General features: G+C 31.6%; 24 protein-coding genes. All 24 read right to left on the bottom strand.

The features are described 5' to 3' along the window. Positions 1-2: 2 nt before the first annotated feature. Entirely contained in the window at positions 3-794 is a 792-nt protein-coding gene (locus ACP7AT_RS13865) for a glycosyltransferase family 2 protein (RefSeq protein WP_426064971.1), read from the bottom strand. 3 nt (positions 795-797) lie between these two features. Next, a complete protein-coding gene (locus tag ACP7AT_RS13870) occupies positions 798-2,330 on the bottom strand; it encodes a glycosyltransferase family 2 protein (RefSeq protein ID WP_426064972.1) in 1,533 nt (510 codons plus the stop codon). Further along, a complete protein-coding gene (locus ACP7AT_RS13875) occupies positions 2,327-3,478 on the bottom strand; it encodes a glycosyltransferase family 4 protein (protein WP_426064973.1) in 1,152 nt (383 codons plus the stop codon). Before ACP7AT_RS13875 ends, ACP7AT_RS13870 begins: the two co-directional genes overlap by 4 nt. 19 nt (positions 3,479-3,497) lie before the next feature. Further along, complete coding sequence (locus ACP7AT_RS13880) at positions 3,498-4,271, bottom strand: FkbM family methyltransferase (RefSeq protein WP_426064975.1); 774 nt, start codon at positions 4,269-4,271, stop codon at positions 3,498-3,500. Positions 4,272-4,402: 131 nt separating this feature from the next. Next, entirely contained in the window at positions 4,403-5,242 is an 840-nt protein-coding gene (locus ACP7AT_RS13885; protein WP_426064976.1) for a hypothetical protein, read from the bottom strand. A 283-nt stretch (positions 5,243-5,525) separates the two neighbouring features. Then, positions 5,526-5,858 carry a GIY-YIG nuclease family protein gene (locus tag ACP7AT_RS13890; RefSeq protein ID WP_426064977.1) on the bottom strand — a complete coding sequence of 111 codons (333 nt, stop codon included), beginning with the start codon at positions 5,856-5,858 and terminating at the stop codon, positions 5,526-5,528. Between the two features lie 247 nt (positions 5,859-6,105). Continuing rightward, the gene (locus ACP7AT_RS13895; protein WP_426064979.1) at positions 6,106-7,539 is read right to left on the bottom strand and encodes an MBOAT family O-acyltransferase; all 1,434 of its coding nucleotides are present in this window, start codon (positions 7,537-7,539) and stop codon (positions 6,106-6,108) included. Positions 7,540-7,549: 10 nt separating this feature from the next. After that, positions 7,550-8,452 (bottom strand): hypothetical protein, encoded by a 903-nt coding sequence (locus ACP7AT_RS13900; protein ID WP_426064980.1) that lies wholly within the window; start codon positions 8,450-8,452, stop codon positions 7,550-7,552. A 15-nt stretch (positions 8,453-8,467) separates the two neighbouring features. Beyond that, the gene (locus ACP7AT_RS13905; RefSeq protein ID WP_426064981.1) at positions 8,468-9,865 is read right to left on the bottom strand and encodes a UDP-glycosyltransferase; all 1,398 of its coding nucleotides are present in this window, start codon (positions 9,863-9,865) and stop codon (positions 8,468-8,470) included. 322 nt (positions 9,866-10,187) lie between these two features. Beyond that, the gene (locus ACP7AT_RS13910; protein ID WP_426064982.1) at positions 10,188-11,063 is read right to left on the bottom strand and encodes an N-acetylneuraminate synthase family protein; all 876 of its coding nucleotides are present in this window, start codon (positions 11,061-11,063) and stop codon (positions 10,188-10,190) included. Then, positions 11,056-12,216, bottom strand: coding sequence for a cytidylyltransferase domain-containing protein (locus tag ACP7AT_RS13915; protein WP_426064983.1), 1,161 nt, complete (start codon positions 12,214-12,216; stop codon positions 11,056-11,058). The genes ACP7AT_RS13910 and ACP7AT_RS13915 overlap by 8 nt, the downstream gene beginning before the upstream one ends. A 68-nt stretch (positions 12,217-12,284) precedes the next feature. After that, positions 12,285-13,433 carry a glycosyltransferase gene (locus ACP7AT_RS13920; protein WP_426064985.1) on the bottom strand — a complete coding sequence of 383 codons (1,149 nt, stop codon included), beginning with the start codon at positions 13,431-13,433 and terminating at the stop codon, positions 12,285-12,287. Between the two features lie 2 nt (positions 13,434-13,435). Further along, positions 13,436-14,506: a glycosyltransferase family 2 protein gene (locus ACP7AT_RS13925; RefSeq protein ID WP_426064987.1), complete on the bottom strand. Its 1,071-nt coding sequence runs from the start codon at positions 14,504-14,506 to the stop codon at positions 13,436-13,438. Positions 14,507-14,596: 90 nt separating this feature from the next. Beyond that, positions 14,597-15,520 carry a glycosyltransferase gene (locus ACP7AT_RS13930; protein ID WP_426064989.1) on the bottom strand — a complete coding sequence of 308 codons (924 nt, stop codon included), beginning with the start codon at positions 15,518-15,520 and terminating at the stop codon, positions 14,597-14,599. A gap of 11 nt (positions 15,521-15,531) precedes the next feature. Further along, positions 15,532-16,635 carry a glycoside hydrolase family 99-like domain-containing protein gene (locus ACP7AT_RS13935; protein ID WP_426064990.1) on the bottom strand — a complete coding sequence of 368 codons (1,104 nt, stop codon included), beginning with the start codon at positions 16,633-16,635 and terminating at the stop codon, positions 15,532-15,534. Continuing rightward, positions 16,623-17,483 carry a glycosyltransferase family 2 protein gene (locus ACP7AT_RS13940; protein ID WP_426064991.1) on the bottom strand — a complete coding sequence of 287 codons (861 nt, stop codon included), beginning with the start codon at positions 17,481-17,483 and terminating at the stop codon, positions 16,623-16,625. The genes ACP7AT_RS13935 and ACP7AT_RS13940 overlap by 13 nt, the downstream gene beginning before the upstream one ends. Before the next feature lie 81 nt (positions 17,484-17,564). Beyond that, entirely contained in the window at positions 17,565-18,392 is an 828-nt protein-coding gene (locus ACP7AT_RS13945) for an FkbM family methyltransferase (protein WP_426064993.1), read from the bottom strand. Positions 18,393-18,647: 255 nt separating this feature from the next. After that, positions 18,648-19,370, bottom strand: coding sequence for a class I SAM-dependent methyltransferase (locus ACP7AT_RS13950; protein WP_426064994.1), 723 nt, complete (start codon positions 19,368-19,370; stop codon positions 18,648-18,650). A 250-nt stretch (positions 19,371-19,620) separates the two neighbouring features. Next, complete coding sequence (locus ACP7AT_RS13955; RefSeq protein WP_426064995.1) at positions 19,621-20,400, bottom strand: glycosyltransferase family 2 protein; 780 nt, start codon at positions 20,398-20,400, stop codon at positions 19,621-19,623. 7 nt (positions 20,401-20,407) lie between these two features. Continuing rightward, positions 20,408-21,259 carry a glycosyltransferase family 2 protein gene (locus tag ACP7AT_RS13960; protein WP_426064997.1) on the bottom strand — a complete coding sequence of 284 codons (852 nt, stop codon included), beginning with the start codon at positions 21,257-21,259 and terminating at the stop codon, positions 20,408-20,410. A 1-nt stretch (position 21,260) separates the two neighbouring features. Then, the gene (locus tag ACP7AT_RS13965; protein WP_426064999.1) at positions 21,261-22,043 is read right to left on the bottom strand and encodes a glycosyltransferase family 2 protein; all 783 of its coding nucleotides are present in this window, start codon (positions 22,041-22,043) and stop codon (positions 21,261-21,263) included. A 10-nt stretch (positions 22,044-22,053) separates the two neighbouring features. Further along, positions 22,054-23,007 carry a glycosyltransferase family 2 protein gene (locus tag ACP7AT_RS13970; protein ID WP_426065000.1) on the bottom strand — a complete coding sequence of 318 codons (954 nt, stop codon included), beginning with the start codon at positions 23,005-23,007 and terminating at the stop codon, positions 22,054-22,056. A gap of 1 nt (position 23,008) precedes the next feature. Next, entirely contained in the window at positions 23,009-23,980 is a 972-nt protein-coding gene (locus ACP7AT_RS13975) for a glycosyltransferase family 2 protein (protein WP_426065002.1), read from the bottom strand. Between the two features lie 7 nt (positions 23,981-23,987). Further along, positions 23,988-24,767, bottom strand: coding sequence for a glycosyltransferase family 2 protein (locus tag ACP7AT_RS13980; protein ID WP_426065003.1), 780 nt, complete (start codon positions 24,765-24,767; stop codon positions 23,988-23,990). Position 24,768 lies beyond the last annotated feature (1 nt).

Raw genomic sequence — 24,768 nt, forward strand, 5'->3', positions numbered from 1 at the left:
TTTTATTTTTGTCTCAAATTTTTATAGGTAATTAATCCTCTTTTAGATTTGTTATATAAGAAACATTCTAAATACAATCGTAAAGCACGCCCTACTTTCAAATATGATTTATTTATTGTGAAAATTTTGTTATCCCGATTAGATTCATGGGCCAGTACCGAGACACTGCCCTCAATTAATGATGCTAAGTTTTTTTTTGTTATAGCAATTTTAGCATCCGATTTTAAAATTCTTATAGCATATTCTGTTTCTCCATATCTTCCTGAAGTATTTTCAAGATAAGTCCCATATCTAAGATAAAAACTCTTTTTAATAATGAAAGGATGATCGCTGTATTGATAATAATTCAATAAAAAATTTCGGAACGAAAATTTTGGAATTAAAGAAACTGCAGCGGTTAAAGGAATTAATTTATTGAAAGGTGAATTAGATGTAAATCGAATCATATCCACTTTCCGTGAATCTAATAGCTCTAAAAATTCTCGCAAAAGATTACTAATCTGAACATTTAAAACAAAATCTTCCTGACAATAAATAATATACTCCCCTTGGCAAGCTTTAATGCCCTTGTTAATATTAGCAGCAAGTCCTTGATTCGTTTTAGCAACAATTAACTGATCAATTTCGTAGTCTTTTATTGTTTCTAAATGTTTGTCCTGACTTGCATCGTCACATACTACAATTTCAGAATCTGAAATATTAAGGCTTTTTATTGCTTTTAAACATTTCAATAAATCTAATGGTCTGTTGTAATGTGTGATTAGAAAACTGATTTTCTTTCTACTTATTTTCATTAATTATAATTTACTGGCCCAATATTGACTCTTCTCCCATTTTTTTTGATATTCTTTTAGAAAGACGAAATAATTATAAATTGATTGTTTTTTTAATAATTTAATAAATAAAACTAGTTTATAACCTAAAAGTTGTTGTTGTGTGTAATGTTTAAAAAAAACATACATGATGGTAGCCGATGGTTTAGGCTGAACAATTTCAGCATCCCACAACTGTTTTACTTTAATTCTAAACCCTCCCATAGGCGCTTTAAGGTGCAAAATACGTATTTCTGGGAAATAAATAATATCAAACCCTTTGTTTCTCAATTGCACCCCAAAATCAATATCTTCACCATAACCAAACTCTAACGCCATATCAAAAGAGACGGTAGTCAGACAACAGGCTTTTACAAAACTATTACCGGAACCAAAAATCCCCGATTGATTGATAATGCCGTAGCGTTGGGGTTCATTTTTCTGTAGATAAGCAGTTGTAAGTACTGAAATCCCAAACTGCTGTATTTTACTCAAAACGGTTTCCACCAACCTTTCGCCGAAACGATTATCATCATCATTCAAGAATACCCATTCACTTTCTACCTGGCTAAAGGCCAAATTACGGGCATTACAAGCACCAGCTTGATGGGTAAAAGTATGTTTAATGATAAAAGGCCAAGTTTCATTTGTCAAAAAATCCAATTCTGAAATACTGCCAGGCTGTGGATTTTGCTCTATAATAATTACATGAACTGGCAGATGAGTTTGTTGCGCCAAATCGCATAAAACGTCATGTAAATAAGGTTTCCGACCAATGGTGGGAATGATTACATCAATCGTTTTTTTATCAATAACTGTCAAAGTGGACTGTACTGGAATAATATCTAGGTTGAGTGCTATTTTTTTTCGGCTTTTAAAAAACAAAGAATATAACAATGGTAAAAGGGGAAATCGTTTTTCGAAAACAAGTAAATTCAAAAATAACAACACTATCCAACGCTTTTTATAGTGTTGTTTCACAAAACGAAATAAAACAAATAAATTGGCTTTTTGAAAAATAGGATGTATTGCGTTTTTCAATAGCAGTTGAGGCTCAGAATAACACAACAAACCCAAAATCATCCCAACTTTTGCCACTGAGTTTAAAAAATAATCAAAATTAGCGTCGGCTTTTATAGTACTTCCTATCAATTTTAACACTGAAGCATGAATCACTCCAACCTCACTACTCATTAACCAAGTAGGATAAGTACACTTGTTATTGACTTTAATAAAAGGGGATTCTTCCACAAAACCTATTCCATTTCCTAAGAAACGAGTATTAGTTTCAGTATAAGAAAGCATCATTTTATTATGATGAAAAAGCGTTGCAATCTTTTCAATATTCAAGCTATTTTCCAGCAATTGATGACACCACACAATAAGCTCCTCAGGAAACTGATGGGCTAATTTCATAAGCACGGCAGCAACGCTAGAATCCATATCAAAAGGAATCAATTCATTGTGAGTAGATACAACTTTAACTATACGGTTATTTTGATGATAAACAACAATCACGATTGGCCTATTATAGATTGATAAAAAAGGATGTTTTGCTGTGCAATTTTTTCTATGTCAAAAATTGCTTCCACACGTTTTCTGGCGTTTCCTCCCATTGTCAGACAAAGGTTAGAATCCGCTAAGAACTCTAATATTTTATCAGCATAAAGAGTATGATCTTTCGGATGAACCAAAAAACCAGTTTCGCCATCTGCAATTAATTCTTGTGCCCATCCTATATTAGTATTAACCACTGGTTTTTGTAGCGCCATTGATTCTATAGTAACCATCCCCAAGGTTTCTGCGAAGCTGGGAAATATGCAAACGTGTGCTTGCTTTATGTAGTTTTGAATATCCTGATAGGGTATTTTCCCAAGGTAAGTTACTTTTTCTAAATCATTAGTGTCAAATTCTTTTTGAAGCATTTGCCAAGTCGAATGACTGCCTGTTTGTACATCCGACGAATCTCCACCAATCAAAACCAGTTTCGCCTCCGGAAATAGCAATCTAACTTTTTTAAAAATTTCAGGCAGTTCAAACACGCCTTTCTTACGTATTACCGTACCTATATACAATAACAGTCCCTTTTCAAAAAGCGCAGGATTTGGATTTTCAAAACGGTTCAATTCAAGTCCGTAATGGATAGTTTGTACCAGTTTATTTTTTATCCCGAATAATTTCTTAGAGATATTTCCCGCATAAGTAGTAGGCGCAATAAAAGCTTCGGCATTCTTAACAGCCAGCTTTTCGAACCAATAATTTTTCAATTTTTGATGACGCTTTTCAATATGGCAAAAATAAGTATCACTTCCATGAAACCGAATTACCAATGGCACTTTTAAACGCATAAAAGCAGTAATTCCAGTCCAATCCGGTACTTCTACAGCATCAATTTTTTTAGTAAGTATTTCATTATTGAGGTAGTTTTGAAGGTATTTTCGATGCCAATACCAACCCATGAATTTATACTTTCTGTATTTGATCAAATGAATTGTAATTCCATCTTCGGTAAACACAGCATCTTCTTGCTGTCCATACACAAAAACCGAAACTTTAATTTTTTTTTTAGCCAAAGTAACAACTAAATTTCGGATACTGGTACCAATACCGGCAGCGTGGGCTACTTTTTCATGAGGATATTCAGGAGTAAGAAAGGCAATATGCATAGTTTATTTATTACAATTATTAATTGAATTTTACATAAACATCTCCAAATTGAGTATTTAAAAATGCATCAGTAGAAACCAACATAATTATTTCATTAAAATCAACCCATTGTGGCAAAGAAAATTCTGTATTTTCTGTTATACAGTAATTGAACAAAATCTTTGAATCTGACAAGTTATTTAAATAAGATAAACAATCTATTAATGCCTCTTTACGCTCAGGAACGGTATATTCTAATGATAATACATTTACATTTTGAGTAAGTCCTTTGAGCACTTCCAACTCAAAACCCTCAACATCAATTTTTATAAAATCTGGATTTCCGTATCTTGCGATTAAAGAATCTAAGGTAATCATATCTATAGTTCGAGTTTTATCCCAGCTAATCTTTTTAAATCTTCCACTATTTTTAGTTGAATCAATCCATTCTCTTGAGAAGGAAGATAAAATATTCGCATTAGTGGATATATACATTAATTTGGTTTCAATGTCTTGACCAACACCATTTTGAAGTATTGTTATTTTTTTTCCATATTTTTTTCTTAGATATCTAACGCATTCTATTTGCGGTTCAATCGCAATAATTTTTATGTTATTATTTATTAAAGGCTCAATTCTGTTGCCATAATTTGCGCCAATATCAAAAAAAATGCTGTCTGATTTAAGAAATTGAGCATAAAATTTACGTCTTTGGTCAATAAGCATCTTCTCATTTGAACTTCTATACCAAGATTTAATAAATTTTATATTAGTTATACCAAATGCATTTTTAATTAAATTCTTTATATTCATAGCTTCATTATTTCCTAATTATCATTATATATTTTTTAAAATATTCTCAGAGGATTTACTGGTTCTTCTCCGAGTTTTCCATTTAAGAAAATCCGTAATAGGCTTCCTTTATGTTTTATACATCCTCAGGTTTATTTAAAAAAATCATTTAAAATTATTGTAGTAAACTTTTGGGCCCCTACATCATTCATATGTCCACAAGAAGAAAAATATTGATCACCTTCTACCACATTTTCATAATTATGAATTTCAGGATAGATTGCCTTTACTTTCTCAAAATAATTTAATCCTTTAGTATTGGAACACATAGGCGTCATAACAGCTATCAGGTTAATATGATTCGCTTTACAAAGATGCTTTATTTCTTCGTAATATCTATTGTGTAACGGTTTTAGATTCGTTAAATCATTTTTCATATTCGCATTCGGATTTTTGCCTAAAGGATAATACCCTAGATGATCCAACAGTTTTGTTGGTTTTTGCATTACCATATTACACATTTCCCGAAAACCAATTTGTGGGTCAAAAACAATATACCTGTAAAAAGGAATATAATAGTTAGCCCAAAAATGAGGCTGTTGTATAAAGTGTGCTTCAATCACTTTAGAACGGTGTATGTAGGGTAAAAATTTAGAAGCTACACTCTCAGACTCCTGTTCATTAGCTAAATTCAAATCAGCTTCCAGTATCACATTTTTTATTTTATAATGACGCTCTGTCATTAATTTCAATAATAAAGAAGCTTCAAACAAATGCCCCCCACTCATGCCGTAATTAAAGGTTTTCAATCCTTTTTGTTCAAATAGTGGTGCTACAAAATGATTATTCGCCCTCGAAGATCCTAAAATCACCACGTCATAATTTCGAGCCTTTGAGTTGTAAACATAATCAATTTTCCCTCTATTCGAAGACTGTAAATAAACAGTGGTGTACAAAAAATCCAATACCACCAACAGTAAAAGTAGTAACACGAGGGTTTTGAGTGAAAAAATTAAAAACTGCTTCATTGTTGTTTTATTCTGTATTATTATTCTAGTATTTTAACGTATAGTATTTGACACCTCGATTTGACAAACCAATCTTTTGTCACGTCGAGCGTAGACGAAGGACTCGATTTGATAATTAAACTTCTCACTATGTCACGTCGAGTGCAGTCGAGACGCTTTTATGTCTTTATGAATCTCGACTGCGCTCGATTTGACAATTAAACTACTTTCTTTGTCACGTCGAGCGCAGTCGAGACGCTTAGTCAAACTATTCTTCTATATCTTCAAAATCCGATTTGTATTTATGATGCGTTGCATTTCTACATTCTGATAAATCTTGTAATTTGTCAAAATTTTCATCAATTAGCGCTTGTTTTTTCATCCTACTCCATTTTTTTATTTTTATTTCAAATTCGATAGCCTGATTAGGATCGGTAAAATCCTGATAAAAAACTAATAAAACCGGTCTTCTACTGTACGTATAGGCTTCTGGATATTTACCCATATTATGTTCCATAACTCTTCTCTCAATATCAGAAGTCAAACCTACGTATAGTGAATCGTCAATACAACGAAGAATATATACATAGTAGAATTTCATATACTGTTTTATTTTAAATTAAACGAATCTCGACTATAGCTTGTCCTGAGCGTAGACGAAGGACTCGATTTGACAATTCGACTATAGCTTGTCCTGAGTGTAGACGAAGGACTCGATCTGAAATCGTACTCATTCTTGTCACGTCGAAAGTTTATACTGAGCGAAGTCGAAGTACAGTCGAGACGCTTTATCACTTCGAAAGTTTATACTAAGCAGAAACAAATTACAATCAATTTCCTTATTTATATCAAAACTGAAAATAAATAAATTCTTTATAATCGGAATACGTTCCCAACGCTACAATTGCTGCAAAGCATAACGTTAATTTCAAATAACTGTATTTCCCGGAAATGGGTTCTGTTTGCATACGGCTGTTCCATTCCACAATAATAAAAGCAAATATTAAAATAATGATTTCATAATTGTAACGCTCGTTTTCCAAATACTGTGATTCAAAAATTCTATTGGTAAAAATACGACCAATATATTCAAAAGCATCTCCTATCGATTTTACCCGGAAGAAAATCCACGCCAAGCAGGTTAATGCAAACGTACTAAAAATGCTAAAGAAAACTTTAACGGAGACTACATCCCAATCTAAGGATACTGTTTCCATGTTAGTCCGATTCCGTTTCAAAAGTAACAACGGTAAAAAATACAAAGCGTTAATGAAACCCCAGGCAATAAAAGTCCAATTGGCGCCATGCCAAAAACCACTGACCAAAAAAATTATAAACGTATTGCGGATTTTCATCGCCGTACCACCACTGCTACCGCCCAACGGAATGTATAAATAGTCTCGAAACCAAGACGAAAGCGAAATGTGCCAACGCCGCCAAAACTCGGCAATATCTCTGGAAAAATACGGATAATTAAAATTACGCAATAAATCGATGCCAAACAATTTAGACATTCCCAATGCCATATCCGAATAACCTGAAAAATCACCATAAATCTGGAAGGCGAAATAAACGGCGCCAAGAATCAGTGACAAGGAGTTCATCGATTCGTAATCATCAAAAATCGCATTGGCATAGGTCGCACAGGTATCCGCTATAACCACTTTTTTGACCAATCCCCAAACAAACTGAAAGATTCCTTCTTTGGCTTTTTGATAGTCAAAACTGCGTTTTACTTTCACTTGAGGCAATAAATGCGTCGCTCTTTCAATAGGCCCCGCCACGAGTAATGGAAAATAACTGACAAATAAAGAGTAATCTACAAAATTATATTCTGCCTTAATTCTTTTTAAATAAATATCAATTACATACGATAATCCGTGAAACGTATAAAAGGAAATACCCACTGGCAGAATAACGTTCAGTAATAAGGGACTTGTTTGCAGCCCGAATCCATTTAACAATTGGGAGAAAGAATCTGCAAAAAAATTATAATATTTAAATACTCCCAAGAAACCCAAATTTACACTGATACTCAACCAAAACCAAAATTTTCGTCCAAGTTCTGTCTTGGCTTTTTCTATCCGAATACCGGTATAATAATCTAAAAAAGTAGAGAAAACCAGCAAGAACAAAAAACGCCAATCCCAACAGGAATAAAAATAATAGCTCGCAATAATGAGTACTGCATTTTGAGTGCTTTTGGTTTTATTAAAAACAAACCAATACAACACAAATACAATAGGCAGGAAAACGGCAAAAGTTAAAGAGTTGAAGAACATGTTGTTTTTATTATTTTTTATTATTTTTAAATAGTTCCTCTGCAAAGATTTCAGTGAATTCAGTTGCACCTAACTCATTCAAATGAAAACAATTCACAAACAGCGAACCCTCTTGTATGACAGTAGAAAAATCATATAGATCTGGAATTTTAGTTTTTAGTTTTTTGACATAATCCAGATTTTTGACATGCCTGCAAAAAGGAGCACAAAAGAAGACAATTTTTATATTATTTTCGGCGCCAAATTTTTTTATTTTTTCATAGTAGAGACTATGCGATGCAATAGAGGCTGGTAAAGAAGAATGGTTTTTATTAATACTTTCATTAGCTTGCCCTGTTAAAGGACTATATCCCTTTTGTTCTGCTACTGCGGTTTTACTGCCAACCAAATTTGCTAAAAATTCTCTAAAACCAATCTTTTGATCACTCCCTAAATACCTTGTGAAGGGAACATAATATACACTTGGATCTTTTCCTACATAATCAAGCAAATAGTTCTTGGTTACTTTATTGTCTCTGATAAACGGAGTCATTTCGTATGGTAAATTAATCGATTTTCCTTTAATATCAAAAATATAATCGACTTGAATAAACACAGTATCTGTGGCAATAGAATAGGATTTCAACAATTGCAAAACCGTATAAATATCACCCAGTTTGGCTGCCTCATATCCTAAATTGATACACTTTTTTTGAGTTTTACTTATTATGATGAATGGATCAATTCCATTTTCCACTCTGGAAGAACCTAAGAAAATATAATCCACTTTAGTATTTTTCAAACTTCTTAAATACTGAAATTTAGTTCTTGGGACAGAATTTTCATAAACAGTTGTATAAGTAAAATCTAAGAGTATAAATACAATTAAAAAAGTAATTAAAATCCCAATTGTATGAATTATAAATTTTTTCATATTAGACTACAATTTTCAATTACTTAAAATTGCATCTATACTTTTCCATATTTTCTCTGAAGCTTGAGTTGGGGTTACACCAGCCACAATTTCATACCATTTTTTCCCTTCTGAAACATTGGATAATTCACCTTTTAGGATTTGGTTTACCAAATGTTCCAACTCTTTTTTATCCGTACAAAAAACAGCTGCTGCTGGACTGGGCATACTTCTAAAATGAACATACTTGTAATTTTGACCGATGTCTCGAATTCCTTTTCTTAATTGAGGTTGCTCGTAATTGAAGTAAATACACGATTTTTCATGAGCCACAAAATCAAAAACTGTTGAGGAACATACATTGGTCACAAATTCAGAATGGGCACAAACATTATATAATAGTCCTAAATCTTTTTTCGTAGGCAAAATTTCATTCCATTGTTTCCCCATCGGTTTCCAGACTGGGTCTATAACAGCAATAATATCGGTATTCGCCTGCAAAACAGCATCATATCGATTAGTGGTATCAACGGGACATTTTCGGTAAATAATGCCCAAGTTTTTCCCTTTGCTGTTTAAGCTGCGTACTGCTTGAGCCAAATCCTGTAAATAATACTGATCCAAAGGCGAAGTGGTTTCATCATCACCAGAATAACAAATGTATTTTTTTTCAATATCTAAGTTATGCTCAGCAAAAAAAACGGCTCTTTCTTGCAGCAAATGGCTATCATAATGAGGTTCAAACTGAGGTGTTCCAGTAACTATAACTTGAGATTCCTGTACAAAAGGATAATATTTCAAAACTTCGTCTTTCATTAGATCACTCCAGACAAAGTAGTAATCCGTTTCCACAACCTGCATGGCCTTAGGCACATTATCCCAGGAATAGACGAAAGCCACAGTAGGAATTCCTAAATCTTTGGCCGCCAATAAAGCACTTATAGATTGCGTGGCGCGTTGTGTGGTGCAAAACACCAAATCCGGTTGATGCTCTTGTAACTGTGCTCTACAATACTGGTATTTTTCAGTCGACCTTTCTAAACTACAGATTCTTTTTCGGATGCGGACAATCCCTTTTTCCGAAGAATTCAATCCTATTAACAACTTCGTATAAAGTGTTATCAATGTGTTTTTTACACCAGTATAGCTAAAAGGAAATTTATAAGTAGGATACACGTCATCCTTAAACTTCTTTTGCGAAACATTCAACTCAATGTGTTTTCGAATGCGAGAATAGATTGGCGTTAACCGATTTATTTTATGGTTTTCTATTGTAACCTCATCGTAACCCAACTCCTCTTGAAGAGAGAAAACGGTATTGTTCCAATAGACAATTTGGTGTCCTTTTTGCACTCCTAATTCTTTAAACTGCGTAAACGCAAAATTACGCAACCCCACTCCATCGGGAAAAAAAATAAATATTTTTTTACTCATAAATTAATGCCCAAACTATTTTGGTATTCTTCAAGATTTTTAAACGAAGTCTACTTTGTAGTATTTTTCTTTATAAATTCATATTCTATTCTAATAGCAAAATTGAGAAAAAAAAGAAGTTTAAACTCAATTATAGCAATTGTTCTTGTGAAAATTTAATTCTATAATTACAGATACTTTAAAACGAAATAAAGAATAAATCACACAAGACTTAATCTATTGTAATTTCGAAATAAGACAAATCGTACAATAAGAATAACAATAGTTACTTCTAATCGTTGACGCAAAATAGGTATTACCTAGAAAGAGTAACAACAAAAAACTACAATTTCCTATTTTTCAACTTATCCCTTTGCACTTGCTCAATAGGCAAAATATCCGTTGATTTAAAGGATAAAGCACCATGAACTGCGTTTAAGTCTCGTGATAATTTTCGCAATCCCATAGGCTCTAATGACGCAGCATGATCGGTCCCTTTCCACGTGCGATCGATCGTATAGTGTCTTTCAATAATGTTAGCACCCAGTGTGTAGGCTGCTATATCTACCGCTATTCCTAAATGATGTCCGGAAAAACCAATATGTTTTACGGTATCACCATATTTTTGCTTCAGCAAAGTAATATCTAACAAACATACATCCTCAAAAGGTACAGGATAACCTGAGGTACAATTGTATAGGACTAAATCCTTATTTCTGCCTTTTTCAACAAAATAATTAACCAGAGTATCTGTTTCATTTTTAGTGGTCATTCCTGTAGAAATATGAATTTCCCCTCGGTAATGATCACAAAGCCAACCTAACATATCAAAATTATTATTACAGGCTGAAGGGATTTTAATAAATTCTGGCTTAAGCGATGCAATTTCTTTGGCTGATGTCGTATCCCAAACAGAAGTCGAATACGTAATATCTATTGATTCACAATAATCCTTTAACTCTTGGTGTTCATTCGCATCAAATTCTAAAAATTCCCTATGCGCACCATACGTATCCCCGTAAGAGTTGCTGGCATTAGGATGTGGTGCATTGTATTGCGCTTCGGTCAATAATTCGGTATTGTTCCTCTTTTGAAACTTAACCGCATCAACATTACAAAATATCTTAGCAATCTTTATCAATTCTTTTGCAATTTCTATATCTCCTTTATGATTACATCCAATTTCAGCAATTACATAAGGTTTTTTAAACTCAGTCATATCTTTTATTATACTTTAATAACGTTTCACAAACTTCTCTGATAGCTCCGGCTCCCGAAGCACTACCAAGCACAAAATCAGCATTTAATTTCACAATGGATGTAGCATTTGCCGGAGCAAAAGACCAACCTGAACTGCACATATTCGTCAAATCATTCACATCATCACCTACATAAGCAACAGCACCAAAACTACTATTTTTAGTGGCAAGAAATTGTTTTAAAAAAGAATATTTATCTTTAATGCCAAAAAAAGCCTCTTTAATTTGAAGTTTTTCCATACGCTCTGCCACCAGTTTAGAATTTTCAGAAGTCAATGTGATCACTTCAACATTATTTTCTCTTAAAATCTCTAATCCCATACCATCACGCATGTCAAATTTTTTTGCCATTTCTCCATCTTTATTATAATATACTCCTCCATCTGTAAAAACACCATCTACATCCAGCACTAAATATTGAATCCTTTGGTTTGTTTTCATTGCTTTTTGCCGCCCCATTAATAGATTTTCAACAATATTCCAGTCAGCCAGACTATCAATCTCCATCAAAGTTTCTTCTGACATGGTCACCAAGCCAATGTTCCCGCTCACTCTGTTTTTAGAATCTAAAAAAAGTTCTTTGTTAGTAGCGTAAACTGCACCATTTTCTATTAACAATCCCTCAAAATCTTGTCTTCTGGGCCTGTTGAAAACATCATAATTTTGCGGGGTTCCATCACTGTTCCAGGTAAATCGATGCGTATTGACCACAGTGAGGGCACTATCGTATTTTTCGGTGGTGATTTTGTCCAAAACGGTATTAATATCCGCTGCCAAAGTCAAGGGAGAAGTCGCTTGTAATAAACATAAAACATTGTAATCGTGATTGATTTCCTCAGAAAACTCTAGCATAGTGCTTTCTGTAGAAGCGGTATCATCTGCATTTTCTTCACTACGCAACAAGGCAAAAACCTTATCGGTCCAATAGTATTCCCGTTCTACATAACTAATTATTTCCGTATCGTTTGTAAATACATAAACGGCATCCAAATCAGAAAAAATAGCTTCAGTAAGGACCCATGAAAACAAGGGACGACCCACCATTTTCTTTTTATTTTTCCCTGGAATTCCTTTAGAATCTTTACGTAGTGGAATGACACATATTTTTTTCATAATTATATACTATTTATTTTATTGAAAAAATCTAAAAAAAACAATACCCAATTTAACTAAAACAATACTTATATTTTAGAAATGGACTCATATAATTTTATTATTTCAATTTTATTTTTGTCTCTATCGTACCTTTCTTTTATAACCTTTATATTGTGTTCAAAAGCTTTTTCAATCATTGCTGGATCCAACAATGCTTTTTTAATCAATCTTTCAATATCTTTATAATTTAATGCATCTTGAATCAGAAGTCCATTATATCCATCAATTATAAGTTCCTCAGTTACATTACCCGGATTAGATTGAATTGGAAAAGCTCCCATGCCCATTGCCTCTATCATTGAGTTGGGCAAACCATCTGACATGCTATTTCCAATATAAATATAGCTTTCTCCCATCATTTTTAACAGCGCATTATTTTCAATAAAATCTGATCTTAAATTGATTCTTATATTCGCTTCTTTAAATCGATCTTGATTATTTATATAATCTTGAATTTCATGATCAGCTCCAAACACAATAATTTCATGATTTTTCATCAAAACTAACAATTCTTTTGTCAAAGCTTTAATAATATTAATACCTTTCCCAATACAATTGTTATAACCTTTAATTAAAATTATTTTTCTCAGCGAAACTGGAAGCATTATTCTATCTTCAAAATAAATTCCACCATTACCTGGAAAAACACCTAAAAACTGATTCGTAAATCCATTTTTTTTTGCAATTTCAAAATCTCTGAAGCAATCGGTAATCAAATAATTAATTCTTTTTAATGTTCTATTCCTTAAAAAATCAGAAATTTGTAACTGTTGTGTAAAAAACATATCACTTCCCCAAGATGAAAAAACCCAGTTAACGGAGTTATATTTCTCCATCACAGAAAGAATTGGTAAACACGAAATTTGCATTTCAAAGCTGTGTACCACATCAGGCTCAATTTCTAATAATTTATGTTCGAAAATTATTGCTGTATTTCGTTCATTGAACTTTTGTACAAAATCATAAAGCCTCGGAAATTTGTTTTTCATAAAATAGCGTCCTGGATAATTCCATCTTAATCTCCAGTCAACAATTTGATTTATCCAACTAATCTTTGACACTTTTTGTTTACTGTCAATCACATCAAACCAATATACTTCATGTCCAGCGTTTTCCAATTGCTCTGCCCATTTAAAAAAATGAAGCGAAGCCATAGAGACCATTAGAATTTTCATAATTAGAATTTTATTTTAAGTACAATAATTCCTTTATCTTGTTCATAAACATATTGATAGGGATGGTTTCGAAAATTAACAATCAATGTTTCTAAAAGTTCATTATTAACTTCATCAATTTGATAATACTCAAAAAACTTTTTTCCGATCAGCTTCCTTATATAATTTCTAAAATTCTTTTGAAATGGGCTTTCTGTAACTGTAAATTGTAAAACCATATCCTTACTATTAAACAAACTCCCTTTTAAAAAAGCATCAATTTCATCTTTTTCATTCGTTAAAGTAAAAAAATGGGTGGGAATTGCTAAAGTTTTATAACTATTTTCCTCTGGAGAAATCCCCCAACCAAAATTATTATTTACTTTTGATATTCCTAGATTTCGAGTTTGCTTCAAATAGCATTGATTTATTTTCTCCAGACTATTATGAAATGGGGCTATACTATTTTTTGTTCGATAGGCTTTTTGATGCCATTGGTGCAGCATTAGGACTTCTAATTCATAAAATCGCACTTTAAATCCTGAATTTATCAAGCGTACATGAACATCCGTATCTTCAGCTCCCCAACCGTGATAAAACTCATCATATCCGTTTATTCTCTTTAAAATATCAGTGGGATATAAGGTCATTCCTGTCGCCTCTTCAGTAGAATAATGTTTCACTTTATATGTTTCAAAAACACACACTTTTGCAGACTCTTTTTTACTTAAAAAACCAACTTTAAAATAGATTACTTCATCCAGAGATTTCAATTGAGACAATTGCGCGATGAAATCTTTTCTAAAAAGCATATCGATATCTGCAACAAAAAAATAAGGAGAATTACATTGCTGCAAAGCAATATTAATAGCTCTAGACTTATTCCACAGTTGCCCTTCAACTGGACATGATATCAATTGTATAAAATCATAGCCTTTTACTAATTTCTTTAAATTATTAGCAAAAACAGCTTCACTGCCATAATCTACCAGAACAACATGAAACAAATGAAGCGATTGTTGATTCAAAGAATCCAAGCACTTTTTTACAATTCGCAAATCTCGGTTACGGTAAGTTAATACTAATGTTATCATTTTTTAATACAATTAAACCCATAGCATATATTAGGCTGTACATTTTTCAAATTACAAGCATTTTTTATTATTTCAACTATTTTAAAAAGCTTAATTTCTCTTTTCAAATGTTCGATATATAGAATACAAATATAACTTTGCAACTTGATTCTTTTGTTTGTAATTCAACATAATATGGAATAACATTTTAAGCGAAGCCAGATATTTTTTTTCCCTATTTAAACTTGCCATTACATTTTTTTTAGCTCTAAAGATACTTTCATTTATCGCAGCTCTTTTATGTTCAAAACCGTTATCGTTGGCAATACATTTTAAAATATTCAAATTAACTTTTACCACATCACTATTCACTTTTCTGATCCTCGAAGAAACACCTATATCTATTCTATAAATAGCTGTTACCTCATCTAAAAAATAGATTTTACCTTCGTCTTTAATAGTCCAAAGATAAGTAGGCCAATCACCATAAGGAAAATGAATCAACCAAGAAGGAATTTTTTCGTTTTTTTGATTGTTTTTAAATAATACGGTAACCGAAGGTATAAAATTATTAAAAATTAAATCTTCAAAAGTTGTGCAACTTTTTTGATTTTCCATAATCATCTCTTTGAATTCTCCATTAGAAAAAAGTCTCTTTATTTTTGTAAATACTATTGAAAAATCTGGGTGAGATTCTAAATAATCAACTTGTTTTTGTAATTTTAATTCATCAATCCAGTAATCGTCTCCATCACAAATAGCGATGTATTTCCCATCACATGCTGCTATGGTTCTCATATAGTTGGCAATCAAACCAATATTTTTTTCTAATGACAGTAACAATTTTATTTTTTGAGGATAATGAGTAACATATTTTTCGCAGATAATTCTGGTCGTATCTGTACTACAATCTTCTCCTATTACCAATTGATAGGTGAAATTTGTTTTTTGCATCAAAATACTCTCAATAGTTTGTGCTATAAATTGCTCTTGATTGTATGTAAGCATAAAAATACTGACCGTAATATTATTCATTTAAAAACTAATTAAAAAGAATTAATATCATCCGTAATGATCTCTTTGGTCGCTTCTAAATACCCTTTCCCCCATTTCTGGCAGGGTTCCAGATGATTGCCTTCAGCCCATTCATTCCAAGCATTAATAAATAAAAATCGTTCCGGCATTTTATCCCAAGGATAGCTGTCTTTGATATGCTTCAGCCAAACTTTATATTTATCGGGTGAAGCATTATGCAGGATAAAAAAGTTAACTTTCCTTCTTGATGAATTATCCCACATAGGAGTAATTGCGGGATAACAATCCCGTTTAAAACCAGAATCCATTTGCATTTTGGCATATTGTTCGTAATCATAAACGGCTTCAAACTTATTTTTTATTGAAATCTTCACTTTTTTCAATAACCTTTTTATTGTCTTTTTAAAAAAAGTATTATTTATTATACTGGGTCTTACACTGAAATTAGGTTGAAATTCAAACATAAAATCAAATCCTTTGCTTTTGGGTTCATGATCGTATTCAGATGTATGTGCAAATCCAATGTAAATGTCCGGAAAACCTGCTTTTTTTACTTCTTCACGCCATATTTCAATTGTTTTTTCAACATTTGGAAACAGTTTGGGTCTGTAAATAATAAACATCGGTTTACCTTCTACTTTAATATAATTATCATCTTTAAAATAGTCTATTAAAACTTTGATATGATTGTAATCGTCTTCCTTTGAATATTCCTGTTTCAACAATACATCCGATTCTCCTCCATTCCAAATTCTTGTCCAATTTTCATTAGCCCAACACATCATAAACGGGAAATCTTCTTTAGGATTTTTTAGTTTTCTGTTTAATGGTTCCTCAAGCACTCGTTTTCCGTTGAACCAATAATGGTAATAGCAAAAACCATGTATCCCATGTGATTTTGCTAATTCTTCCTGAGCGAGTCGTGTTTCATGTAAACGCAAATCATAAAAACCTAAATCTGCCGGTAAATGAGGTTGAAAATGCCCCTCAAATCTAGGAGTGGCTTTAGTTACATTAGTCCATTCTGTAAACCCTTTACCCCACCATTGATCGTTTTCAGGTATGGGATGAAACTGTGGAAGGTATATTGCTATTGGCTTTATTACTTTTGACATATTCTATAGAAATAAATTAATTTACCGATTAGTCGCGCTTCAATTTTTTTTAAAAAGGGTTTTTTATTTTTATTTCTTATTTCGTTTTGTTTTATGCGAACCGCATTAACCAAATCTTTTTCTTTTTTTTCTTTAAAATAATACAAAAGAATTTTAGCTCCTTCCTTAAAACCATGCCTCATCAAAGCGTAATTTGCTGTCATCGAATCATCTCTTATTCGATAAAGAGCCAAAACATTAGTATTATTTTTAATCTTTTTTGAAACATAAAACAATTGCGACCAGAAAACCCAATCCTCATGATTTGGCAGCGTTTCGTTAAATAAAATTTCATTGTCTACTATTAATTTTTTTTGAAACAAAACGGAATGACATGGAATGGACATTCTATATTCCCAATCTAAAATAATTTCTTTTCTAAAATTTGTCTCAGAAACAAATGGAGTTAAATACCGGTAAGGTGCTGCTAATTCAATATTCCCATCTACAAACGAAAAGTAATTTGAAATAGAAACTTGAGCGTCTTGCAAATCTATTAGCTGCTGTTCAAATTTACTTGGTTTGATTAAATCATCCCCATCCAAGAATTGTACATAATCTCCTTCTGCAAGCCTTAATCCAGCATTTCTTGCACTACTCAAACCACCATTAAACTTGAAAAAATATAAAAACCGTTCATCAAAATCACACCATTTTAAAGCAATTTCTTTTAAACCATCTGTACTACCATCATCAATTATAATACATTCCCAATTTTTATGTGTTTGTTTTAAAACAGATTGTAATGTTTCCTCTAAAAAAAGGGCTTGATTATAGCACGGTATGATTACAGATATCTTATTATTCATTTTGATTTCTTTAAAATAATACTATTAGGCCTTATTTCAACTTGTTAACATTCATTATTTTGATTAAAACAATAGTGTAAATCATAGATTATTCCGCACAGCAAAAATACTTGACCAATGCTTGGAATCCTTCCAAACAATAAATCCTCTATTTTCAATAATGGCTAGAAATTCGCTGAGATCATTATTTCGATCCAAATGCATTTCAATATTCATCGCACCCACTTTGTCCATCCAGCTTAAATCCTCAGATTCGAGAATCGCTTTCTCGGCACCTTCAATATCCATTTTTAAATAATCAATATGCGTAAGATTATGATTTTTTATGATACTTGACAGTTTGAGTGACGGCACCTCTATTAACTCATCTGCATCTTTTTTTTCTGTGTCATTTAAAATGGCATACGAATCGTAATTTGCAGTATTTCTATACGTTACTGTCGCATCTTCTATCCACACAGCTGTATTAACTACCATCACATTATCATAAAACTTGGTGTTTCGTTTAGCAAGAAGATAATTTTCTTTATTCATTTCGTATCCAATAATCTTTGAAGTAGGATAGATTTGTTTCATATGTGCTATTGTAAGACCAATATTACTACCTAAATCAAGAATTACAGGATTAGCTGAAATTTTTGACAGTGTGGGAGGCAAATGATATTGATCTTGTAACACATAGTGCACAACTTCTTTGTCAATAAAATTTTTACGAATTTTAATCGTATGCAACCAACCTTTGGGCTTTAAATAAATGAATCCTTGTTTATTACTATCTCTTTTGATCTTTGATAATTTAAATTTATCAATGCTAGAAAATAAGGGATGTGGCGCTACTAAATTTTTTATCCTAAGATATTCTTTTTTTAGGGCTTGGAGTGCTTTTATAAACATTGTTTGTGTTTTCATATATTCATATCATACCAGTGTTAATCATAACCCAAAAGAAGAGACTACTACTTAAATTAATATTTCATTTTTAAATAGTAAAGCTTTCTTTAATATTAAATGCTCGCAAACAAAGTTGATTTTCATCACTTTCCAATAATGGTTCTACAAGAAAACTTACCTCCAATAAGACAACGAAAAAGCGTAAAAAATCGAAACTGTTTACTATAATTTTTGATACGGATGTCAAAACCGCTTTGGTTTATTATTATTAAATCATTTAGTAGCAAAACCATATAACCCAGAATACATTTGTCCGTTTTTAAAGGGTAATTGCTGCGATTTATTATCTTTCTTAATTAAAAAATTTGCAAATATGCTTACAAATGGCTTCATAATATTTCTATATTTCTTAGAAAATCTAAATTCAAAAAACAAGGCTATTGATAAGGCAAAATGATAATAAAACCCACCTAAAGGTTTAATTATTGATGAAGTATATTGGGCTCGTTTGAAATGCTCTTCTAATGCAAAAGGAGTAAATCTATGATAGTCGTATGGCTCTTCATGGAGTGGCCAAATTCCAGGTACTGTAAAAAAGAAGATACCTCCTGGTTTTAAAACTCTTTTAATTTCTTTTAAAATAGTAGCGGTATCAAAATAATGCTCTAAAAATTCAGTAGCCAAAACAAAATCTACTGATGAATCTTCTAATGGAATTTCCAACCCGTTCCAATAAAAATCAGGTTTTATATCATGATGGTATTCGCTTGGCTCTAAATCAATACCTACATAATTTTCAATTTTATCAGATTTTAAAAATTCTTTATAGGGCATAATTCCACATGCTAAATCAAGTACTTTACCATTCAATTTAGGTTTCAACTCAGCGACAGCAGCTAACAATGACTTTCTTATAATATAAACGGAAATGGGCAAGATTTCAGGTTTCAAATCAATGAACCACTCCTTTTTATATTTTTTAATATCTATTCTCATCAAATTTATTTATGATCTAATTTTATCAGGATTATAAAGTATCAATATTCCTGTAGGGTTAAAACTCTTTTAAATTATTCTATATCTCATACCTGTACAACCTAATGTAAAATGAAAAATCTCTTTAGTTACTCTCGTTGTATGATTTCTGCTTCTTCCAAATGAGAAAATAGCTAAATTTATTCGCAAATACTAATGCTCTAAACTATCACTAATTAATTAAACATTTACAATCTTTTCATAATCATTTTCAAAACTTATCTGGCTTATTATAAATAAATTTAACCAAATATAAAAAACGTAAAATCATATACCTCAAGTCTAAGATAAAAGATTTTATTAAATAAAAAACACCCAGCGACAATCCTTTAATAGCATGCAATAAACTAATATCTTGATGCCACAACTGATAATTTCCTACTATATCGTTCTTGAATCGAAAAAATAATTGCCTTCGGCTTCGTTTGATTTCATAGCTAAATATTGCCTCTACAAAATCAATTTCATATCCTTCTTTTAAAATTCTGGTGGTCCATTCCTTATCTTCAAAGGTAGCCACATCCTCTCTAAAAGGATGTTTTTCCCAAATTGCTTTACTAAAAGCCGAGCCTGAGAAAATCAAACCTGATTTATTAGGATCAATTACTGCTGGAATCTTATTGATAAAATTTTTATAATCATTAGTATTGTGCAAACACCGTAATCCAGCTAAATTAAGATTATTTTCAAATTTCGTTTGTATTAACTTAAAAAAGTCATGGCTGACAGGATACGAATGTGCACTAAAAATAACCACGACAGGAAATCGAGCTTCTCTAGCACAAACATTAGCACTTTTGCCAAAGCTAAAATTTTTGATACTAACGAAACGTGCCCCAAATTGTTCCGTAACTTCCTTGCTGGAATCAGTTGAAAGATTATCTACAACAATAATCTCCGCAATGTCATACCAATATCTTTCCGTCAAATTTTTTAACAAAAAAGTGAGCGCACCGGATTGATTTTTATTTCTTATAACAACTGAAATCATTAAAAATTTATTTATTTTTCATTATCTTTTGTAATATCCTAAAGGGCTTGGTAATTATTATTGAAATTTTATATTCTAATGAATTTTTAGCTTTAATCTCTGATTGCCTGTACAAATTAATTAAAAAGAAAAGATACTCCATCGTATTTTCGAAATGTCCTATATAAATTTCTTTATGTTTTTTTAAAACATATTCTAAAATATTTATTCGATGATTTTTTAATGTATCAATTAACATTGATGTTTTTGATTTTCTGTAGAAGAATAAATATTCTTCTACAAACTTAAACTTACGACCCGCCTTAGTAACTGCAATCCAAAATTCCCAGTCTTCAAAACCATGTTTCATATTTTCATCATATCCGCCTACTTCTACCCAATATTTTTTTCTATACATCGATGAAGGCATCAAAATATTTTCAAAAATCAAAGCATGATAAGTAGTACCTACTGCTTTTTCGTGAAAGAAAACATTTGTTTTATTATCCCGAAAAAAAACTCTATAACTAGAAACTATGGCAAGAGATTCGTCATTTAATAATTCGGGTAATAATTTAATTAAATAATCTTGATGCAGTATATCATCTGCATCTAAAGCAACAATAAATTCTCCTTTACAAATTGCAATTCCTGCATTACGCGCATTGGACAAACCTCCATTTTGCTTATATAAATAGCTAAATCTGTTATCCTTTTCGCACCACTGTTTAGCAATTATAGCTGTATTGTCTGGACTTCCGTCATTGACAATAATACATTCCCAATGTACATAAGTCTGATCGAGTACTGATTGTAGAGATTCTTTTAAAAAATGTGCTTGTCTAAAACAAGGAACAATAATAGATACAAGTGCATTCATTTTAAAATTTATTTAAAAAACCAAGTTGAATTAACCCCCTAATTATTCTTGATCGTCTTAGACTATGAACTATTGTCATATATTTCAGCACATCCTCTAAATCTTGCATGTATGCCGAATAATCAGATTGTAATACTTCCTGTTTTTCAGTATCAATAATTACCTTATTTTCTGGTAAAGAACTGATTCCATCTAAATAAAAGGTCGTCAACGTATTGTTAATATGAAGATATGAAGCATTATGCTTACAAACACTATCAATAAAGAATTTCCAATCGGCAACAATTTTAAAGTCCTCTTTAAATAATCCGACAGTTTGAAATAATTCTTTCTTTATAAATATTGATGGATGTGGCAAATTATCTTTTAAAAAATAAGCAAATGATAATGTATCAGGATACTCTTTAATTAATTTTTTATTCTCGCCACTCACATGCATATTAAAATAAATTAGATCATAATCTTTTAAGAAATGTTGGTTTTTTTCTAATACTTTCTTTTTATAAAAATGATCGCCACTGTTCAAAAAAAGTAAATACTTCCCGGAAGCTTTTGCGACTCCTTTGTTCATGGCATGATAAACACCTTTATCTGGCTCACTTACCCAATACGCGAATAAGGACGTTTTACTTTCAATATAAGCCAAACTCCCATCCGTGGAACCACCATCAATGATGATATGCTCAAACTCTTGCCAAGTCTGACTGGAAACTCCTGCAATCGTTTTTTGTAACCCTTCAAGATTATTATAGTTGACGGTAATTATGGAGATTTTAGGTTTCAAATACTAGTTTTTAATTCTTTGGGTACAAAAATGGAAAAAGGATTTGTCTTTGTCTAATAATTGGAAAATATTTGACACTTAAATACGTAAATAAAAGTTTTGGATTCGTAAAAAATATGGAAGCCCAATACAAAGTATCAGTAATCAAGTTGTTTTTTTCCCTAAATTTAAAAACCCACAACCAGTTTAGAGTGCTATCAATGTGCTGCATCGAAATGCTGTTTTCACAACTCCAGGAAATAATAGATTCATACAACTTGATTTTGTATATTTTATAAATACCTTCTTGATTGAAAATATTAGTTTCATGAATACCTCTTTTGGCTAAAGGAACATTAATAATTCCAGATTCTAAACAACACTTTAAAGCCATTTTATAAATAATATCCGAATCCTCAGCTACTGGCAACGATTCATTAAAATATCCAATTTTATCAAAAACAGATCTTTTAACGGTCAATCCATCTAAATGCAAATATCCAAATTTACTCGAAATAACGGCGTCAAAAAGAGCTTCCGGTTTTATTTTTTGAGAAATTGTGTTTAATTTAAATGTTCCTTCTTCCAATGGATTTAGTGTTCTGTAAAAATGAAATCCAACGGCATTGTATACTCCATCACATTTTGCGTCCTGTTGAAATACCTTTTTATCATTAGAGAACCTATTGGGTAAGTAAAAATCATCCGCGTCCAAAAATGCTATATAATCTGCACTCACATTTTTTATTCCTAAATTTCTAGTGGCAGAACGTCCTTTGTTAATATGATTTTCATGATGGTAAATTTTAATTTTAGCATTGAAAACTTGCAAGGCTTTAATAATCTGCAGTGTGTTATCTGAACTACTGTCATCAACAACAATAACTTCACTCACTTCAGGCTGCTGTAATGCAGAAACAATTGCTGTTTCTATAAATTGTGCCACATTGTAAGCCGGAATAATTATTGATATTGAAAAAGGCATTTTATTTTTGGTTTATAGTTTTGGGATACAAGAATGGAAAAAGTGCTTTTCTAAGCCTAATTACAGGGAAATATTTGATACTTAAAATTGAAAAAAACAGTTTTGGATAGGGATAAAATAATTTTGCCCAATACCCGATATCCTGATACAGTTTGTTTTCTCCTTTAAACCTTATAATCCATATCGTTTTTAATAAAACATCAATCGTGTGAGATGTAACTTTGTTTTTACAACACCATTCTAGCAATGATTCATAAAGTAACATTACATTCTTTTTATACAAATCCGCTTGGTCAAAAACATTTTTATCATGCACCCCACGAATGGCTACCGGCTGGTCAATAATTCCTGTAAACAAGTTACATTTCAACGCCATTTTCCAAAAAATATCGGTATCTTCCATGACGACTAAAGCCTCATTAAAAAAACCAATCATATCAAAAACTGATTTCTTAACCGTTAATCCGTCTATTGAAAAATGACCTTTCTTTCCTGAAAACAAGGTTACAAAAAGTTCCTCTGGTTTTATTTTTTCCGTGACCATATATAATCCGATTCTGTCACGTTCCAAGATGCTAACCTCCTTATAAAAATGTGCTCCAATAGCATTATAAACCCCATCACATTTGACATTTTCTTGAAAAACTTTGATATCATTGGTAAACCGATTCTGTAAAAAATAATCATCGGCATCCAAAAAAGCAATATAATTTCCAGTGGCTTTTTGTATTCCAAGATTCCTACTGGAAGAACGGCCTTTATTTACTTTATTTTGATGATGATATATTTTAAGAATGGAATTTTGTTTTTGCAATTGATCTAAAAGTAATGCAGTAGTATCAGTGCTGCCATCATTTATGACAATAATTTCAATCACTTCGGGTTGCGAAATTACTGAGGCTATCGTTTTCTCGATAAAGCGCTCACAATTGTAAACCGGAATAATAACCGAAAGAGTAAAATGATTATCCATATCAACCTTAAAATTTATCCAACAAACCTAACTTAATTAACAAATTAATTTTTCGTGATTTTCTTAGATTCCGAATGATTCTTTGCAGAACAAAATATTCGTTCAAATCATTCATCAGTACCGGAAATTCCTCTTGTAAAACCCGAGCTCTTTCAGCTTCTATAATGGATTGATTTTCTGGCAAGGAACTTATTCCATCTTTGTAAAAAGTTGAAAAAACAGCATTTACCTTTCGGTAAGTGACGTTGTGTTTTAATATGGCCAGTATCAACAATTTCCAATCAGCCACTATTTTCAAACTTTCATCATAATTCCCTACTCTGTCAAATACGGATTGATGTATAAATGTACATTGATGGCAAGGTAAATTGTTATGCAAATAAGAAAACGACATTACTGTAGGATTCTCTAATACATAAGAACTTCCATTATCTATAACATCAATATTAAAATAAATAACACCATCATTAATGAGATGCTTTTGGACTTTTTGTAACGACAAAGAATTAATAAAATGATCCCCGCTATTCAAAAAAAGTAAATATTCTCCGCTAGCCTTTGCAATCCCTTTGTTCATCGCATTATAAATTCCTTTATCAGATTCACTAACCCAATACGTAATTTTATCATTTTGACTTGCTAAATAAGCAGCACTTCCGTCCGTTGAACCACCATCAATAACATAGTAATCAAACTCTTGCCAAGTTTGGCTCGTGACACTTGCTATCGTTTTTTGCAAACCAAGAAGGTTATTATAGTTGATGGTTATGATGGAGAGTTTAGGCATT

This window comes from Flavobacterium sp. DSP2-3-1 (assembly GCF_049896865.1).
In the GTDB taxonomy this organism is placed as follows: Bacteria; Bacteroidota; Bacteroidia; order Flavobacteriales; family Flavobacteriaceae; genus Flavobacterium.

Coding starts and splice junctions, on each gene's coding strand:
- ACP7AT_RS13935 (WP_426064990.1), bottom strand. CDS start 16,635: ATGTCAAAAGTAATAAAGCCAATAGCAATATACCTTCCACAGTTTCAT.
- ACP7AT_RS13930 (WP_426064989.1), bottom strand. CDS start 15,520: ATGAATAATATTACGGTCAGTATTTTTATGCTTACATACAATCAAGAG.
- ACP7AT_RS13920 (WP_426064985.1), bottom strand. CDS start 13,433: ATGAAAATTCTAATGGTCTCTATGGCTTCGCTTCATTTTTTTAAATGG.
- ACP7AT_RS13975 (WP_426065002.1), bottom strand. CDS start 23,980: ATGGATAATCATTTTACTCTTTCGGTTATTATTCCGGTTTACAATTGT.
- ACP7AT_RS13905 (WP_426064981.1), bottom strand. CDS start 9,865: ATGAGTAAAAAAATATTTATTTTTTTTCCCGATGGAGTGGGGTTGCGT.
- ACP7AT_RS13955 (WP_426064995.1), bottom strand. CDS start 20,400: ATGATTTCAGTTGTTATAAGAAATAAAAATCAATCCGGTGCGCTCACT.
- ACP7AT_RS13950 (WP_426064994.1), bottom strand. CDS start 19,370: ATGAGAATAGATATTAAAAAATATAAAAAGGAGTGGTTCATTGATTTG.
- ACP7AT_RS13940 (WP_426064991.1), bottom strand. CDS start 17,483: ATGAATAATAAGATATCTGTAATCATACCGTGCTATAATCAAGCCCTT.
- ACP7AT_RS13980 (WP_426065003.1), bottom strand. CDS start 24,767: ATGCCTAAACTCTCCATCATAACCATCAACTATAATAACCTTCTTGGT.
- ACP7AT_RS13875 (WP_426064973.1), bottom strand. CDS start 3,478: ATGCATATTGCCTTTCTTACTCCTGAATATCCTCATGAAAAAGTAGCC.
- ACP7AT_RS13915 (WP_426064983.1), bottom strand. CDS start 12,216: ATGAAAAAAATATGTGTCATTCCACTACGTAAAGATTCTAAAGGAATT.
- ACP7AT_RS13960 (WP_426064997.1), bottom strand. CDS start 21,259: ATGAATGCACTTGTATCTATTATTGTTCCTTGTTTTAGACAAGCACAT.
- ACP7AT_RS13945 (WP_426064993.1), bottom strand. CDS start 18,392: ATGAAAACACAAACAATGTTTATAAAAGCACTCCAAGCCCTAAAAAAA.
- ACP7AT_RS13865 (WP_426064971.1), bottom strand. CDS start 794: ATGAAAATAAGTAGAAAGAAAATCAGTTTTCTAATCACACATTACAAC.
- ACP7AT_RS13925 (WP_426064987.1), bottom strand. CDS start 14,506: ATGATAACATTAGTATTAACTTACCGTAACCGAGATTTGCGAATTGTA.
- ACP7AT_RS13895 (WP_426064979.1), bottom strand. CDS start 7,539: ATGTTCTTCAACTCTTTAACTTTTGCCGTTTTCCTGCCTATTGTATTT.
- ACP7AT_RS13910 (WP_426064982.1), bottom strand. CDS start 11,063: ATGACTGAGTTTAAAAAACCTTATGTAATTGCTGAAATTGGATGTAAT.
- ACP7AT_RS13880 (WP_426064975.1), bottom strand. CDS start 4,271: ATGAATATAAAGAATTTAATTAAAAATGCATTTGGTATAACTAATATA.
- ACP7AT_RS13970 (WP_426065000.1), bottom strand. CDS start 23,007: ATGCCTTTTTCAATATCAATAATTATTCCGGCTTACAATGTGGCACAA.
- ACP7AT_RS13900 (WP_426064980.1), bottom strand. CDS start 8,452: ATGAAAAAATTTATAATTCATACAATTGGGATTTTAATTACTTTTTTA.
- ACP7AT_RS13890 (WP_426064977.1), bottom strand. CDS start 5,858: ATGAAATTCTACTATGTATATATTCTTCGTTGTATTGACGATTCACTA.